The organism is Bradyrhizobium genomosp. I (2014) (genome assembly GCF_000261685.1).
Lineage (GTDB): Bacteria > Pseudomonadota > Alphaproteobacteria > Rhizobiales > Xanthobacteraceae > Bradyrhizobium.
In genome coordinates, this window is record NZ_AJQE01000151.1 from 1 (window position 1) to 14,691 (window position 14,691).

A 14,691-nucleotide genomic window follows, 5' to 3' on the forward strand; every position below is an offset into this window, starting at 1 on the left:
CAGAGGTAACGGGCGGGCGCCGGCGGCGTAGAGCAATGTCAGAGGCTCAGGTGGACCGGCAGGCGAAGGCAGCGATGAAGGTCGATCCCGAACGACGGCTTCGTGCGATCACAAGGCTGACGGTCAGCATCCGCCTTGCGGTGTCCGCGCTGGTCCTGGCGGCGATCCTGCTGACGGCCGCGCTCTCCAGCCTGCTCTGGTGGCGCACGGCGGAGGCGACCAGCCGGCAGCTCGCCTCGACCATCAACGATCAGATCGTGGCGGCGGTGCGCAAGGAGGTCTCGGCCATCGTCGACGAGGCGCGCGCCGCGCACACCGCGATCCGCACGCTGTTTCTGCAGAACGTGCTCGACACCCGCGAGGCCGACAAGCGCGAGTTCGTATTTCTGTCGCAATTGCAGTCGCAGGCGACGATCTCGTGGGTCGCGTTCGGCTGGCCCGACGGTTCCTTCTTCGCCGCGCACAAGCTCGGCGATCGCCGGCTCGAGATGATGGAGATCTCGCTGACGGATCATCCAGGCCAGCGCCGCGTCGATGAATATGACGTGGTGCCCGGCGACATCGAATTCGCCAATCGCCGTTTCGAGCCGACCTCATTCCACGTCGCCGATCAGGCCTGGTTCAAGGCCGGGCTCACGGCCGATGATCCGCAATGGTTCAGGGTGATGGACCATGCGACCGGTGGGCGGCCGTCGATCGCGTTCGCGGGGCCGATCGACGTCTACCGGGAGCGGCAAGGCGTTCTGGCCGTCATCATCGAGTATACGAGGCTCGCGCGCTTCCTGTCGCAGCTCGAGGTCGGGCGAACGGGGACTGCGTTCATCGTCGATGATGGCGGGGAGCTCGTCGCGGCGCCGGACAAGGCGGCCGACGAGCTCCATCCGGCGCGTGGCGACACGACGTTGCTGCCGCTGGCGCGCGCAGCGCTCGACAAGGCAGGCGAGGCCGGCCGCAAGGAGGCCTGGCGAAGCCGGCTCACCTCGGGCGGCGCGGCCTACGAGGTTGCGCTGACGCCGCTGCCGTTTCCCGGCTGGTCGCTCGCGACCGTGATTCCCGAGGCCGAATTTCTCGGGCCGGTCGAGACGACGCTGCGGCGCCTGATCCTCGGCCTTGCCATCGGTGCCGTGCTCGCGGCGCTGGCCTCGGCGATGCTGGCGCGTTCCGTCATTGCCGCGCCGTTGTCGCGCGTCGTCGGCGAGCTTCGCCATGTCGAGGCCTTCGCGCTGGAGCAGGTGCGCCGCCACCCTTCGCGGCTCAAGGAGATTGCCAGCCTGTCCGGCGCGATCGCCGAGATGGCGTCCGGCCTCTCCGCGTTCCGCAAGTTCATCCCGGCCGATCTCGTCCGCGGCCTGCTGCGCCAGGGCGTCGAGGCGAGGCCCGGCGGCAGCATCCAGGAGCTCAGCGTGATGTTCATCGACATTGCCGGCTTCACCGGCCTGTCCGAGCGGCTCGGCGATCGCGTGGTGCCGCTGCTGTCGCGCTATCTCGACGTCACCTCGGCGATCATCGTCGACAATGGCGGCACCATCGACAAGTTCATCGGCGACGCCGTGATGGCGTTCTGGGGGGCGCCGCAGCCGCAGGGCGATCACGCGGCGCGATGCTGCCGCGCGGCGCTCGCCTGCCGCAAGGCGGTCGAAGAGTCGGGCCTGGTGGATGATCTCGGGCAGCCGCTCCAGATCCGGATCGGCATCAATTCCGGCCGCATGCTGGTCGGCAATATCGGCTCGGAGCTGCGGCTGAACTACACCGTGATCGGCGATGCCGTGAACGTCGCCAGCCGGCTCGAAGGCGCCAACAAATCCTATGGCACGCAGATTCTGATCGGCGAGACGACCGAACGTCTGGCGCGCGGCGTCGTCGTCACGCGCGAGATCGACAGCATCGCGGTGTACGGACGGGAGGAGGGGCTGTCCGTCCACGAATTGATCGGGATGGTGAACGCAGATGCCGTCGATGGCGAGACCACCGGCTGGATCGCGGATTACGAGCGCGGCCTCGCCGCCTATCGCGCACAGCGGTTCGCCGATGCGCTGGCCGATTTCGAAGCTGTGTTGAAGCAGCGCGGTCATGATCGTCCCGCCGCGCTGATGCGCGACCGCTGCCAGCAGTTCGCCGCAGCCGCGCCCGATGCGACGTGGCGGCCCGTGGCGGCGTTGGCGTCGAAATAGCGAGATGGACCCCAGGTCGCGGCCTCCGGCCGTTGCAGTGGAAACCGGTTGGCAAAGTCTGCTGATTCCGCTCATGATGTGGACATGAAAACCACATTGCTCACACCCGAACGCTACACCCGCTCGCCCTGGAAGAACGGCGGCGGCATCTTCACCGACATTGCAGGCGCCTGGCGCGCCGAGGCGGCGACGAGGGATTGGACCAGTCTGCTCTGGCGCTTTGCCAGCACGCCGATCGTGGCGCCCGGTCCCTTCTCCCACATGCCCGGTATCGACCGCTTGCAGATGGTCGTCGGCGGGGGCGGGCTGGTCCTGAAGTCGCCGACGCAGGAGTTCGACGAACGTGAACCTTTTACGACGGTGCGCTTCACCGGCGAGATGGAGATCGTGACGGCGCTCGAACAAGGCCCGGTCGAGGTCGTGAACCTGATGGCCAGGCGCGACGCGGCGGAGATCGATCTCGTGGCGTTGCGCGAGCCCGGCGCGCGGCAGCTCAATGCCGGCACTCATCTGGTCTACGCCGCGCGCGGCGATTGCCGCGTCCGCCTCGATGGCGAGGAGTTTTCACTTTCGCACGAAAACACGCTGCAGGTGGAACTTGCCGCGGCCTCGCAGCTCGTGCTGGTGTCGGGGCTGGCGGTGCTGGGCTCGATCTGGCGGGTCGGCTAGCGTCCTCACTCCGTGCGCACAATCCGGGCAGCTGGCCAGGTTGACGGCGCGCGGCCAGCGCACGATATGTGTTGCGATGCACACCGCCGCTGAAGGGCAGACGATGACAACGCCGCCGACCAACAATGCCCCCACGCAGGCCGACAGCGTCGTCGACTGGCTGACCAACGGCACGCGCGACGAGCGCTTCATCGACAACATCTTCGCGCAGATGTGCATCCGCCTCCAGCAGGCGGGCATACCGGTCAGGCGCGCGACGCTCCACGTGCTGATCAATCACCCGCAGTGGCTCGGGGCACGGATGATGTGGTCCGATGGGATGCGCGAGGCGGAGATTGCGCTGGTCGATTATGACGTTCGCGAGCGGTCCGAATATATCGGCAGCGCCGCCAGCGAGATCCATGACGGCGCCGCCGAGGTGCGTGAGCGGCTCGAGCAGGATTCCACGCTCAGCCGCAAGCACGCCCTCTATGACGAAATGCGGGCCAAGGGCCTCACCGACTATATCGCCTGGCCGCTCTACCACACGCTCGGCAAGCGCCATCTCGTCACCTTCGCGACCGATCGGCCCGGCGGTTTCGACGATGCGCATGTCGCCGGCCTGAAGAAGCTGCTGCCGGTGCTGGCGCTGGTCAGCGAAATTCGCATCAAGAACCGCCTGGCACGGACGCTGCTGGAGACCTATGTCGGTTCCCATGCCGGCGAGTTGATCCTTGCCGGCGCGACGAGGCGCGGCAGCGGCACGACGGTGCGCGCCGCGATCATGATCTGCGATCTCAGGGATTTCACCAAGATTTCCGACAATTGGCCGCGCGACGACGTCATCGACCTGCTCAACGACTATTTCGACGCGATGTCGGAGCCGATTGCGCGGCACCGCGGCGAGATCCTGAAATTCATCGGCGACGGACTGCTCGCCATCTTCCCGCTTCATGAGCCCAACGCCTGCGCGAATCTGCTGCATGCCGTGGCCGAGGCCCGCAAGGCCATGGCCGCGCTGAACGAACGGAACGGCGCGACCGGCCGCGCGCCGCTGAACTACGGCATCGGCGTCCATGTCGGCGACGTCATGTACGGCAATATCGGATCGACGAGCCGGCTCGACTTCACCGTGATCGGCCCGGCCGTCAACATGGCCTCCCGCCTCGAAGCCCTCACCAAGCAGTTGGGACGAAAGGTGCTGCTGTCACGCGCCTTCGCCGAGCTGGTGGAGAAGCAGTTCCAGCTGGAGCACGTAGGCAGGCACGAGGTGCGCGGCTTCAGCGATCCGATCGAGCTGTTTGCGTATCCGGGCTGAGGGCAGGGCCAGCGCATATGACGTGCTGGACGGTCCGGGCCAACGCCTCGTCCTTCGAGACGACCGCTTCCAGCGGTCTCCGCAGGATGACGCCAATGGGGCCCGCTGAAGCTGCTGCCGCATACGTCAACGGAACCGCGCTGCCTGTTCCTGCTATTTCTCGACCGGCCCCGACCAATCCTTGAAGCCGCCGACATTGTAGACCTTCTCGTAGCCCATGTCCTTCAGCACCTTCCCGGCCAGCGCCGATCTGCCGCCGGACGCGCAGTAGAGGATCACGGTCTTGGTCTTGTCGAATGCCTTATCGTGATAGGGCGACTCCGGATCGGCGCGAAACTCCAGCATCCCGCGCGAGACATGCACGGCGCCGGCGATCTTGCCGCTGGCGGCGACTTCGGGCGCATCGCGAACGTCTACGACCAGCGTGTTGCCGCTTCCGATCATCTCGGCCGCCTGCTCCGACGTGATCTTCGGGACTGCCGCGTTCGCAGCTTCCAGCATTTGCTTCACACTCGTTACCATCGGTCTCTCTCCTGCCGCCCCCGTTGGAGGATAGCACATCGATCCAGGCTGCGCCTCCTCCGGTCGACGGCCGCCGCGCCACTCAGACGGGCGTTCGCCGGCCCCTTTCATGGACCGGGCCGGGCGTCGTGCGGATGGGCAAATGAGGGCGCCTTGTTGAAAGAGATTGCCGCGCAGGACTCGTAAGCTGGCTTCGTTGGCGGCTCGGACGACGAGTGCCGCCCGCTTCATCGGGAGGGAGGCGAGCCCGGTGCAACAGAAGAGGTGATCGGCGACATCAGGCGCGACAGCAAGAGGAGACGTCAATGCCAATTTGCTCCGGAAATCTTCACGGTCGAGCCGGGCGCTGTGCCGTCTGCGACGGCCAGTTCGGTCTCGTCAGGTATTACGCGTGGCGCAACCCTCTTTGCTCGAGAAAGTGCGTCGAACGTTTCGCGACGCGCCGCCAGGACGACCGCGACTGGGTCGGCCATTTCCCGGTCGCCTTCGACCTGCCCCCAGAGAACCGCGCGAGGATCCCATGACGCTGCAGATGTCACGACGAGGCAAGGAATATATGGAAACGGCGCAGAGCCTGCTGCGCGTGGCCCGGAGCATGACCGACGATGCGGTGGCAGCGCGGTTGAAGATGCTGGCCGATGACTATCAACGGCGCGCCGAAGAGGCCTCGAGCGTCGATGCCGCCAAATCGGTGACGCGCTCGGCTGCCAGGGCCGAGTACGATTGGTCGCAGGAGCCCGCGTGAGAGCCCCGCAACTCGCCGAGTGGATGGCGCAGCATCCGGCCGAACGTCTGGTCGCATGGCGCTGCACGATCGGCAAGCAGGGCGGCGGCAGAGCAGCCTAGGATGCGGACCTGGAATACGCGGGGCGGAGGGCGGGTCGGGGTCCGGTTGCCAACGCCGGATTGTGCGACTACGCTTTGCGACAAGTTGGGCCCAAACGGTCTTTGGCCGCACGTTCATGCCGAAATTCCTTCGCATCGGAGTCCATCAGTCCAACGTGTCCGGATACACGTCGAAGGCGTGGTGCGTCAGGCGCGTCGGCTCGGCGGTGTTCCTGAAATGGGGTGCCGTGGAGGTGCATGGCGCCGGCGATGGGCGCAAGGTCTTCTGGTCGCGATCGCCGCAGGAGAAGACGGTTCGTTGCGGCACGGCGCAGCGCGCACAGGACTACACGAAGGCCGCGATCGCGCGGCGACGCAACCATCGCTACGAGCCGCTGACGGGACCGATTGCGCTCGGGCGCAGGTCCTTCGATCGCGGCACTGAACCCAAGCAGGCGCTCGCCACCATCCTGATCGTCGATATCGTCGGCTCCACCGCGAAAGCCGCGAAACTCGGCGATGCGCGCTGGACCAAGGTGATGGGCCATTACTACGCCGCGGTCCGCAAGGAGCTGAAGAGCGCGCGCGGCAAGGAAGTCGTGACCACAGGCGACGGCGTGCTGGCAACGTTCAGGAAGCCCGCCGCCGGCATCACTTGCGCGGCCGCGATCCAGAAGGCGGTTCGCACGCTGGGCCTCGAGATCAGGGTGGGCTTGCACGCCGGCGAGTACACGATCAGCGGCGGCGAAATGGTCGGCCTCGCCTTCCACATAGGCACCCGCGTCGCCGCGAAGGCGCGCGCGGGAGAGGTGCTGGTGTCGAGCGCGGTGAAGGAGCTGGTTTCGCAGCCCGAGATCAGGTTCAGGGATCATGGCGTGCATCAGCTCAAGGGCGTGCCGGAGCGGTGGAGGTTGTGGCGGGTGGAGGCGTGAAGCGGCGCCGCGCCGGTGCGAAGGCGATGCGGACCAGCAGGACGCGGGCCGCAACTTGCGTTGCGGATCAATTGAATCCGACGACGTCTCGCGGCCGGAGCGGCGACGGTCTTCGCCATGGAACGCTTTCGAATCCGTGAGTCGACTACGAAGGCCCGAAACTCTGCTCAGGTTACGTTGAAGCGCCGAATAGCTTGCGCACTGCCGGCAACCACTCGCCGGTCATTGTGAACTCGAGCCCGAGACGAGCTCCGCAGGCAATCGCCAGCATGGTGATCGGTGCCGAGACGGCGAGCGTCGAGAGCGCGGTCAATCCCTGGCCGATCGTGCATCCCATCGACATGACCCCCCCGATACCCATCAGGAGCGCGCCGGTCATGTGACGCTTCAATTCGCGCGCGTCGTCGCAGGCCTCCCAACGAAAGCCGCGCGCGAGCATCGCCGCGGCAAGGGAGCCTGCCACGACGCCGGCGACGGAGCCGATACCGAAATTCAGCCGCGCACCGGAGAAGGTGGCGATGTAGAGGATGGTGTCGCCGAGTGGTGCGACGAAACTGAGCGATGAGACGCGGACGGGATCGAATTCGTCATCGGCGAGCCATCCGGTCGCGAACCAGCCGAATGCGATCGCGCCGCCGACGGCAAGGCCAGAGACCAGCAGTCGGGGCGATCGCATCAGCCTGCCGTCGGCGAGGGCCCAGACGGCAAGCGCCGTGGCGATCGACAGGACGAGGAGTGCGCGCACCGCGCTCCCCGCGCCCAGAAGCGAGGTCAGCGTCTGGTCATAGCCTTCGGAGAGCCGCAGCGACAACGGCTCGATCAGCATCAGGCGCAGCATCCCCGTGATCCCGCGCATGGTCGCGAGCGCCGAGAGGCCGAGCACAAGAAAGACCACGATGGCCCGCAGATCCCCGCCGCCGATACGGACCAACGTGCCGAAGCCGCAGGTGCCGACCAGCGCCATGCCGATGCCGAACGTCAGCCCGCCCAGAATCGCGCCGCCAAGCCCGATCGACGACGTCAGGTAGATCGACCGCGACAGGTCGACGATGCCGAACTCGGCGAGCATCTGGGTGGCCAGCAGGGCCACGGCCGCAGCCAGCGCAAAGGATTTCAGCCGACGCAAATCCGACCCGAAGAACGCATCCTCGAGCATCGCCAAGGTGCAAAACCGTCCCGCGCGGCCGGCAACGCCGAGCACGGCACCGGCGGCAAGCCCACATGCAAACGCTATGGTCGAAGGGCTCAGCAGTCCTCCCGCTTCTTCTTGGTTTGGCCTTGCGGGTAATCTGCGCCGTCAGGGCGCGAAAAGCCAGCGCGGAAGAAATTACCGGCGGCGCCGGCGTACCGGCTCGCAGAACACGTCGTAAACGGCGGTGAGAATCTTGCGGACGTCCTCGCTGGCGAGACTGTAGTAGATCGTCTTGCCGTCGCGCCGGGTCGTTACCAGCCGATCCAGCCTCAGCCGCGCGAGCTGTTGCGAGACGGTCGATTGCCGCTCGCCCAGGAATTGCTCGAGCTCGGTTACGGATTTCTCGCCCTCGGCGAGGATGCAGAGCAGCAACAGTCGGGACTCGTGGGACAGCGCCTTGAGCATGTCGCTCGCCTCGCGCGCCTTTTCGATCATCTGCTCGAGTTCGGCGGAGCCTTCGATCTCCTTCAGCTTCGGCAATGGCATCGCGTCAAGTTCCTCTCAGCAAAATCCGCAAGACCAGTCACGACTTCTCGGGTTCCGATCCCGCCTTTGACAGGATTCGGCCCAAGAGGCCAAAGAAGAAGGCATCCCCCGGATAGCCGCGAATGCGCCCGATCTCACGGCCCTCTTGTACCACGACGAAGGTCGGCGTGAAGGGACCCGGATCGATTCCGGCGAGATCGGCGGGAACGGGGCTGTTCAGGTCGACCCGGCGCAGCGGTGCGGCCCGGCTTTCGTCGGTCTTGCCGTAGATCGGCGCGATCTCGGCGTCGAAGCGCGCACACCAGGCGCAACCGGCCCGCTCGAACATGACGAGCTCGACGGCGCGCGACGCCGTCGCGGGCAGCGCGAGCCCGACGGCGACTGCGACCAAAATGACGATTCTGTTCATGCGTGACCGAACTCCGGACTTGCCTGTAGACGTCCCTGGCGCTTTATATCATTAAATTCGCATATGTGATAGGGATGGGGTGGAATGACCTTGGACGTCACGCTTGGTGCGGCCTTCGTCGCGGGCCTCTTGTCGTTTCTGTCGCCCTGCATCCTCCCCCTGGTCCCGCCTTTCCTGTGCTACATGGCCGGCGTCTCGGTCACGGATCTGTCCGGCGACCGGCCGGATCTGCGGCCGCGCATCCTGGTGTCCGCGCTGGCCTTCGTGGCGGGCTTTTCGCTGGTCTTCATCGCGCTCGGCTCGACTGCCTCGATCGCGGGCCGCTTCGTCTCCGCGCATCTGTCGACGCTCGGCATCGTCGCGGGCGGACTGATTATCGTCATGGGCCTGCATTTTCTCGGCGTATTCAGGATTCCGCTGCTCTATCGCAGCGCGACCATGCAGGTCGACAACCGCCCGGCCGGCCTGGCGGGAGCCTTCGTCATGGGTCTGGCATTCGCGTTTGGCTGGACGCCCTGTGCTGGCCCCATCCTTGCAGCCGTCCTGCTGATGGCAGGCTCGGAGGACACGACCGGACGGGGCGCGCTGCTGCTTGCAGCCTATTCGGTCGGGACCGGCATTCCCTTCCTGGTTGCGGCTGCGTTCACCGGTCGTTTCATTGCCGCGCTTGGCCATGTGCGCCGGCATCTCGGTCTGATCGAGAAGACGATGGGCCTCTTCCTGGTCGTGACCGGCCTGATGTTCCTGACCGGCTTGATGCCTGCGGTCTCGGAATGGCTGCTTGAGCATTTTCCTGGACTGACCAGCATCGGCTGAGGCTAGCCGTAACGGAAGTCGAGCAGCTGGGCAAAGGACTGCAGTTCGATGAGGTAACGATGCACGAGGAAGCCGTCGCCCGCCATCGCGGCATGGGCGATCTCGCCGCTGCTGGCGATCGCGCCATCGATCAGGCGGCGGAATTCGCCTTGGGCAACGATCTCGCCATCTGCCCATTCGTTACAGTGCCGAAGCCGATCGCGGAATGCGCTTGCGGCGGCGACGGTCTCCTCGGCGTTCGCTGGCGCCGGCTGCTCGGAGTACCTGATGGCTGCGACACGCAACGTTTCCGTGGCGGGCGCGATCTCGAAGATGCAATCGCCAAGATCGTACAGGCCCGCATGACGCCTGAGCGCGTGAAAAGCCTGCCGAATTGCGAGCAGCTCGCGGCCGGCGGCGACATTGTCTCCGCGCTCCAGCGCGCCCGTGATCATCGTGAGCCGGTCGCGACCCCCGTCGAGAAATCCCGACAATTCGGCCGGCGCGTAAGCGGCCGGGGGACTGGAGGCGTTCGGCTCGAGTCGTTTCCACCGGGCGGCCGCTTCGTCGGTCTCGATCTGGGCCAGCGCGACGTTGCCGGTGCGCGCATAGCTCGCGGCGGTGCGCAGGTTGGCCATGATCGGCGCCATCGCCGATCCGAAATCCGAAGCTTTGTCGACATCTGCGCCAAGCGCGAGCGCATTCGAAGCCAGCCATGCCAGCAGCACGATGGTGCAGCGCAAGATCGGAACTCCTTGTCACATTCGTACATTCGAATATCATAATAGAAATGACCAGCGCGCAAGATCTCCCAACGCACAAGACCCCGACGTCGCTTCGCATGCCGACGCGGCGCGGCCTTCTCGCATTCGCGTTTGGCGCAGCCTGGGCCGGCCCCGGCGCGGCGGCGGCCGAGCCCGCGGTTGGCGAAGATGGGCTCTATCACGAGCCCTGGTTTCTGCAGAGCTTCCTCGATCTGCGCGAGGACCTGGAGAGCGCCAGCGCCGGCGGCAAGCGCCTCGCCATCATGTGGGAGCTGCGCGGCTGTCCCTATTGCCGCGAGACGCATCTGGTGAACTTCGCCGATGCCGGCATCGCGACCTATATCCGCGACAATTTCGAGGTGTTGCAGCTCAATCTGATCGGCTCGCGCAAGGTTACCGACTTCGACCGCCAGGAGTTGCCTGAGAAGGACCTCGCTCGAAAATACGGGATCAGGTTCACTCCGACCTTTCAGTTCTTTCCGCCAACCGCCGATGGCATCGAAGCGAAGGAGGCGATGGCGCGCGAAGTGGCGCGGGCGCCCGGTTATCTCAAGCCGGCGCACTTCCTGGCGATGTTTCGCTTCGTGCGGGAGCGCGCCTATGAGCGCGGCTCGTTCCGGGATTTCCTGGCCGCGAATGGCTGACCGAGAGCGTCCTTCGAATTTCGCTTGACGCCGCCGGTCACATGAACATATCATAATAACTGAATTTGATGGACCGTGAGTCCGTCGTAATCAAGAGCGGGCGTCACCCCGCGATCCGAGGGTAGGAAACATGCGGCGCTCGCTTGCGGCTGCGTTTGCACTTTGTCTGTCGGCCGGAGGCGGTCTTGCCCAAGAGACTGCCAGAGAGCCGACCAAGGAGCCCATCAGGCTCGACGTCGTCAACGATTCCTTGCCGAAATCCCTGTCCGGTGTGCCCGGCAATGCCGCCGCCGGCAAGAAGGTGTTTCTGACGCGCACGCTCGGCAATTGCCTGGCCTGCCATCAGGTCACGAGCCTGAAGTCCGAGGATTTCCACGGCGAGTTCGGTCCATCTCTCGACGGTGTGGCAGACCGCTACACCGAGGCGCAATTGCGCCTCATCGTCGCCGACCCCAAGCGCGTCTTCACCAACACCGTCATGCCTGCGTTCTTCAAGAACGACGGCTTGAGCCGGGTGCGCCCGGAGTTCGTCGGCAAGTCCATTTTGACGGCCGTGCAGGTCGAGGACGTCATCGCTTTTCTCAAGACGCTGAACTGACGGCGAGGAGGATCTGGAATGAAAGCCATCAATCGACGGCAGGCATTTGCGCTTGGGGGCGGCTTCGTCATGCTGACCCTGATGCCCATGGCGGCCGATGCCGAAGTGACGGGCGATGCGGCGAAGTGGATCGAGAAGTTCACCGGCGGCAAGCAAGCTGCCAAGGGCAAGATTTCGCTCGACCTGCCGGAGATCGCGGAGAACGGCAACACCGTGCCGCTCTCGATCAACATCGAGAGTCCGATGACCGCGGACTCCTATGTCAAGGACGTCATGATCCTCGCTGACGGCAACCCGAATGCGGGTGTCGCGACGCTGTCGTTCACGCCGCTATCGGGCAAGGCGGAAGCATCGATCCGGATCCGGCTCGCAACCACGCAGAACGTGGTTGCGATCGCGAAGATGAGCGACGGTTCGCTGTTCATGGAGCAGAAGACCGTCAAGGTTACGATCGGCGGCTGCGGCGGCTAGGGGCGTCAGGAGAGGAACAATGGCAGACAAACCGCGCATCAAGCTTCCCAAGGAAGCGGCCAAGGGCGAAGTGATCCAGATCAAGACCCTGGTCTCGCATGTCATGGAATCGGGCCAGCGCAAGGACGCGCAGGGCAAGGCCATTCCGCGCAAGATCATCAACAAGTTCGCCTGCGAGTTCAACGGCAAGCCGGTGTTCTCCTGCGCGCTCGAACCGGCGATCTCGGCCAATCCCTACATCCAGTTCGACGCCAGGATCGACGAAGCCGGAACGTTCAAGTTCTCCTGGACGGACGACGACGGCACGGTGATCACGGCCGAAGAGAAGATTGCGCTCAAGGCATGATGCGTATCACGCATTGAGGGAGGCTCGGATGGCGCGACGATATGTTGGGATGGCCGCTCTGGTCGCAGCCGCTGCGTCGGTTGCGACGCTCGCGGTCGCAGACGACGCCGAGCGCAAGGGCATCGCGGCGCCGCCCGGCCACGTCTTCAAGACCATCATCTCCGGCTACGAATTTCGCAGCAAGGAGACCCGTGCGTTGCAGGACGACGATCTCGAAAACCCGGGCTTCCTCGCCGTGGAGCGCGCGGCGGATGTCTGGAAGAAGGTGGAGGGCAGCGAAGGCAAGTCCTGCATGAGCTGCCACGGCGAGGCCGAGACCAGCATGAAGGGCGTCGGCGCCGCCATGCCGAAATGGGACGACAAGCTGAAGAAGCCGGTCAATCTCGAGCAGCGCATCAACATCTGCCGCACCGAGCACATGAAGACGGAGCCCTGGAAATTCAAGTCCCGGGAGTTGACCGACATGACCACGTTCGTGCGCTACCAATCGCACGGCATGCCCGTGGCGGTGAAGACCGACGGGCCGATGTCGCCCTGGTTCGAGCGCGGCAAGCAGATCTATTACACGCGCTATGGCCAGCTCGATCTCGCCTGCGAATCCTGCCACGAGCGCAACAACGGCAAGTTCATGCGCGCCGATTTCCTGAGCCAGGGCCAGACCAACGGCTTTCCGACCTATCGGCTGCGCGACCAGCGCCTGGTGCCGCTGCACGAGCGTTTCCAAGGCTGCATGTTCGACGTGCGCGCCGAGCCGTTCAAGCCGCTCTCGGACGAATTCCTCGCGCTCGAGCTCTATGTGGCCTGGCGCGGCATCGGTCTGCCGGTCGAGACGCCGTCGGTGCGCAACTGAGACGATGAGTTTGCAGGAGTATTGCGCATGATCTCTCGCCGCGAGTTCATTCAGGTTGCCGCGGCAACGGCGGCTCTTTCGACCGGTGTTGGCTCCGGCCTGACCCGGGCGGTCGCCCAGCAGCGCCTGACCGAGAAGGAGTTGCTGGCTTTCGAGCCGCTCGGCAACGTCACGCTGGTTCACGTGACCGATATCCACGGTCAGCTCATGCCGCTCTATTTCCGCGAGCCCTCGACCAATCTCGGCGTCGGCGAGGCGAAGGGCCTGCCGCCGCACGTCACCGGCAAGGAGTTCCTCGCCCGCTTCGGCATCGCCCCGGGCTCGTCGGCGGCCTATGCCCTGACGTCGGAGGATTTCGAGGCGTTGGCCAAGAGCTATGGCCGGATCGGCGGCCTCGATCGCGCCGCGACCGTGATCAAGGCGATCCGCGCCGAGCGCGGCGACAAGGTCGCGCTGCTCGACGGCGGCGACACTTGGCAGGGGTCGTGGTCGTCGCTGAAGACGCGCGGCCAGGACATGATCGACTGCATGGCGCTGCTCAAGCCCGACGCCATGACCGGCCATTGGGAGTTCACCTACGGCACCGAGCGCGTCAAGCAGGCGATCGAAGGCCTCGGCTTCCCCTTCCTCGGCCTCAACATCCGCGACACCGAATGGAACGAGGCGGCGTTCGAGGCCTCGACCATGATCGAGCGTGGCGGCGTCAAGATCGCGGTGCTCGGACAGGCTTTCCCCTATACGCCGGTCGCCAATCCGCGCTGGATGATCCCGAACTGGTCGTTCGGCGTGCGCGAGGAGGACGTCCAGGCGCAGGTCGACAAGGCGCGCAAGGACGGCGCGCAGCTCGTCGTGCTGCTCTCGCACAACGGCTTCGACGTCGATCGCAAGCTCGCCGGCCGCGTCAAGGGCATCGACGTCATCCTGACCGGACATACCCACGACGCGCTGCCCGAAGCCGTCAAGGTCGGCAAGACCTTGCTGATCGCGTCGGGCTCGTCCGGCAAGTTCGTCTCGCGGCTCGACCTCGATGTCCGCGACGGTGAGGTCAAGGCGTTCCGCTACAAGCTGATTCCGCTGTTCTCCGATGTGATCACGGCGGACGCCGAGATGGCGGCCAAGATCGCCGAAGTGCGAAAGCCCTTCGAGTCCGAGCTGTCGAAGGTGCTCGGCAAGACGGATTCGCTGCTTTACCGGCGCGGCAATTTCAACGGCACGTTCGACGATTTGATCTGCCAGGCGCTGTTGCAGGAGCGCGATGCCGAGATCGCGCTGTCGCCCGGCTTCCGCTGGGGCACCAGCGTGCTGCCCGGGCAGGACATCACCTTTGAGGACGTCACCAACGCGACCGCGATCACCTATCCGGCGGTCTATCGCATGGGCATGACGGGCGCGCGGCTGAAGGAGATCATCGAGGACGTCGCCGACAATCTCTTCAACGTCGATCCCTACTACCAGCAGGGCGGCGACATGGTGCGGATCGGCGGACTGTCCTACGCGATCGACGTCACCAAGCCGCAAGGCAGCCGCATCTCGGACATGCAACTGGCCAAGACCGGCGCGCCGATCGATCCCGCCAGGGAGTACCAGGTCGCCGGCTGGGCCAGCGTCAATGAAGGAACCGAAGGGCCGCCGATCTGGGAGGTCGTGGCCAATTACCTGATCCGACAGAAGACGGTTCGTCTCGAACCCAACAGAGCCGTCAAAGTCACCGGAGCGTAAG

General features: G+C 65.3%; 17 protein-coding genes. 12 read left to right on the forward strand and 5 right to left on the reverse strand.

Annotated elements, in window-relative coordinates; genetic code table 11:
• The first annotated feature begins 74 nt into the window (after positions 1-74).
• From IC50_RS14550 to IC50_RS14560, 3 genes are all read left to right on the forward strand, one after another.
• Positions 75-2,171, forward strand: coding sequence for an adenylate/guanylate cyclase domain-containing protein (locus IC50_RS14550; RefSeq protein WP_035705608.1), 2,097 nt, complete (start codon positions 75-77; stop codon positions 2,169-2,171).
• An 84-nt stretch (positions 2,172-2,255) separates the two neighbouring features.
• Positions 2,256-2,840, forward strand: a complete 585-nt coding sequence (locus tag IC50_RS14555) for a HutD/Ves family protein (protein WP_035705519.1) — start codon at positions 2,256-2,258, stop codon at positions 2,838-2,840.
• A gap of 103 nt (positions 2,841-2,943) precedes the next feature.
• Entirely contained in the window at positions 2,944-4,137 is a 1,194-nt protein-coding gene (locus IC50_RS14560) for an adenylate/guanylate cyclase domain-containing protein (RefSeq protein ID WP_035705611.1), read from the forward strand.
• A gap of 153 nt (positions 4,138-4,290) precedes the next feature.
• On the opposite strand, the gene IC50_RS14565 is transcribed toward IC50_RS14560, so the two are convergent.
• Positions 4,291-4,659, reverse strand: coding sequence for a rhodanese-like domain-containing protein (locus IC50_RS14565; protein WP_035705521.1), 369 nt, complete (start codon positions 4,657-4,659; stop codon positions 4,291-4,293).
• A gap of 520 nt (positions 4,660-5,179) precedes the next feature.
• Here IC50_RS14565 and IC50_RS14570 point away from each other — a divergent pair.
• The gene (locus IC50_RS14570) at positions 5,180-5,404 is read left to right on the forward strand and encodes a hypothetical protein (protein ID WP_050990995.1); all 225 of its coding nucleotides are present in this window, start codon (positions 5,180-5,182) and stop codon (positions 5,402-5,404) included.
• Between the two features lie 217 nt (positions 5,405-5,621).
• Positions 5,622-6,416, forward strand: coding sequence for an adenylate/guanylate cyclase domain-containing protein (locus tag IC50_RS14575; protein WP_035705524.1), 795 nt, complete (start codon positions 5,622-5,624; stop codon positions 6,414-6,416).
• A gap of 172 nt (positions 6,417-6,588) precedes the next feature.
• On the opposite strand, the gene IC50_RS14580 is transcribed toward IC50_RS14575, so the two are convergent.
• From IC50_RS14580 to IC50_RS14590, 3 genes are all read right to left on the reverse strand, one after another.
• Positions 6,589-7,668: a YeeE/YedE family protein gene (locus IC50_RS14580; protein ID WP_035705527.1), complete on the reverse strand. Its 1,080-nt coding sequence runs from the start codon at positions 7,666-7,668 to the stop codon at positions 6,589-6,591.
• A gap of 75 nt (positions 7,669-7,743) precedes the next feature.
• Positions 7,744-8,094: an ArsR/SmtB family transcription factor gene (locus tag IC50_RS14585; RefSeq protein WP_028137430.1), complete on the reverse strand. Its 351-nt coding sequence runs from the start codon at positions 8,092-8,094 to the stop codon at positions 7,744-7,746.
• Between the two features lie 37 nt (positions 8,095-8,131).
• On the reverse strand, positions 8,132-8,503 hold the full coding sequence (locus tag IC50_RS14590; protein ID WP_035705530.1) for a thioredoxin: 372 nt from the start codon (positions 8,501-8,503) through the stop codon (positions 8,132-8,134).
• An 84-nt stretch (positions 8,504-8,587) separates the two neighbouring features.
• Here IC50_RS14590 and IC50_RS14595 point away from each other — a divergent pair, with 84 nt between their 5' ends.
• Positions 8,588-9,319, forward strand: coding sequence for a cytochrome c biogenesis CcdA family protein (locus IC50_RS14595; protein WP_035705533.1), 732 nt, complete (start codon positions 8,588-8,590; stop codon positions 9,317-9,319).
• A 2-nt stretch (positions 9,320-9,321) separates the two neighbouring features.
• On the opposite strand, the gene IC50_RS14600 is transcribed toward IC50_RS14595, so the two are convergent.
• A complete protein-coding gene (locus IC50_RS14600; RefSeq protein ID WP_050990996.1) occupies positions 9,322-10,041 on the reverse strand; it encodes a hypothetical protein in 720 nt (239 codons plus the stop codon).
• A 98-nt stretch (positions 10,042-10,139) separates the two neighbouring features.
• On the opposite strand from IC50_RS14600, the gene IC50_RS14605 reads away from it, so the two are divergent.
• The 6 genes from IC50_RS14605 (at position 10,140) to soxB (ending at position 14,690) form a co-directional block, all read left to right on the forward strand.
• Positions 10,140-10,706, forward strand: a complete 567-nt coding sequence (locus tag IC50_RS14605) for a SoxW family protein (RefSeq protein ID WP_035705617.1) — start codon at positions 10,140-10,142, stop codon at positions 10,704-10,706.
• Between the two features lie 130 nt (positions 10,707-10,836).
• Positions 10,837-11,304 carry a sulfur oxidation c-type cytochrome SoxX gene (soxX, locus tag IC50_RS14610; RefSeq protein ID WP_035705537.1) on the forward strand — a complete coding sequence of 156 codons (468 nt, stop codon included), beginning with the start codon at positions 10,837-10,839 and terminating at the stop codon, positions 11,302-11,304.
• A gap of 18 nt (positions 11,305-11,322) precedes the next feature.
• Entirely contained in the window at positions 11,323-11,775 is a 453-nt protein-coding gene (gene soxY, locus IC50_RS14615; protein WP_035705539.1) for a thiosulfate oxidation carrier protein SoxY, read from the forward strand.
• Between the two features lie 19 nt (positions 11,776-11,794).
• The gene (gene soxZ, locus IC50_RS14620) at positions 11,795-12,121 is read left to right on the forward strand and encodes a thiosulfate oxidation carrier complex protein SoxZ (protein WP_035705542.1); all 327 of its coding nucleotides are present in this window, start codon (positions 11,795-11,797) and stop codon (positions 12,119-12,121) included.
• A 28-nt stretch (positions 12,122-12,149) separates the two neighbouring features.
• Positions 12,150-12,971, forward strand: a complete 822-nt coding sequence (gene soxA / locus IC50_RS14625) for a sulfur oxidation c-type cytochrome SoxA (protein ID WP_035705545.1) — start codon at positions 12,150-12,152, stop codon at positions 12,969-12,971.
• Positions 12,972-12,998: 27 nt separating this feature from the next.
• The gene (soxB, locus tag IC50_RS14630; protein ID WP_035705548.1) at positions 12,999-14,690 is read left to right on the forward strand and encodes a thiosulfohydrolase SoxB; all 1,692 of its coding nucleotides are present in this window, start codon (positions 12,999-13,001) and stop codon (positions 14,688-14,690) included.
• Position 14,691 lies beyond the last annotated feature (1 nt).

Excerpts from the sequence above, each read along its gene's own strand:
- IC50_RS14550 (WP_035705608.1), top strand. The coding sequence starts at position 75 with ATGAAGGTCGATCCCGAACGACGGCTTCGTGCGATCACAAGGCTGACG.
- IC50_RS14555 (WP_035705519.1), top strand. The coding sequence starts at position 2,256 with ATGAAAACCACATTGCTCACACCCGAACGCTACACCCGCTCGCCCTGG.
- IC50_RS14560 (WP_035705611.1), top strand. The coding sequence starts at position 2,944 with ATGACAACGCCGCCGACCAACAATGCCCCCACGCAGGCCGACAGCGTC.
- IC50_RS14565 (WP_035705521.1), bottom strand. The coding sequence starts at position 4,659 with ATGGTAACGAGTGTGAAGCAAATGCTGGAAGCTGCGAACGCGGCAGTC.
- IC50_RS14570 (WP_050990995.1), top strand. The coding sequence starts at position 5,180 with ATGACGCTGCAGATGTCACGACGAGGCAAGGAATATATGGAAACGGCG.
- IC50_RS14575 (WP_035705524.1), top strand. The coding sequence starts at position 5,622 with ATGCCGAAATTCCTTCGCATCGGAGTCCATCAGTCCAACGTGTCCGGA.
- IC50_RS14585 (WP_028137430.1), bottom strand. The coding sequence starts at position 8,094 with ATGCCATTGCCGAAGCTGAAGGAGATCGAAGGCTCCGCCGAACTCGAG.
- IC50_RS14590 (WP_035705530.1), bottom strand. The coding sequence starts at position 8,503 with ATGAACAGAATCGTCATTTTGGTCGCAGTCGCCGTCGGGCTCGCGCTG.
- IC50_RS14595 (WP_035705533.1), top strand. The coding sequence starts at position 8,588 with ATGACCTTGGACGTCACGCTTGGTGCGGCCTTCGTCGCGGGCCTCTTG.
- IC50_RS14605 (WP_035705617.1), top strand. The coding sequence starts at position 10,140 with ATGCCGACGCGGCGCGGCCTTCTCGCATTCGCGTTTGGCGCAGCCTGG.
- soxX (WP_035705537.1), top strand. The coding sequence starts at position 10,837 with ATGCGGCGCTCGCTTGCGGCTGCGTTTGCACTTTGTCTGTCGGCCGGA.
- soxY (WP_035705539.1), top strand. The coding sequence starts at position 11,323 with ATGAAAGCCATCAATCGACGGCAGGCATTTGCGCTTGGGGGCGGCTTC.
- soxZ (WP_035705542.1), top strand. The coding sequence starts at position 11,795 with ATGGCAGACAAACCGCGCATCAAGCTTCCCAAGGAAGCGGCCAAGGGC.
- soxA (WP_035705545.1), top strand. The coding sequence starts at position 12,150 with ATGGCGCGACGATATGTTGGGATGGCCGCTCTGGTCGCAGCCGCTGCG.
- soxB (WP_035705548.1), top strand. The coding sequence starts at position 12,999 with ATGATCTCTCGCCGCGAGTTCATTCAGGTTGCCGCGGCAACGGCGGCT.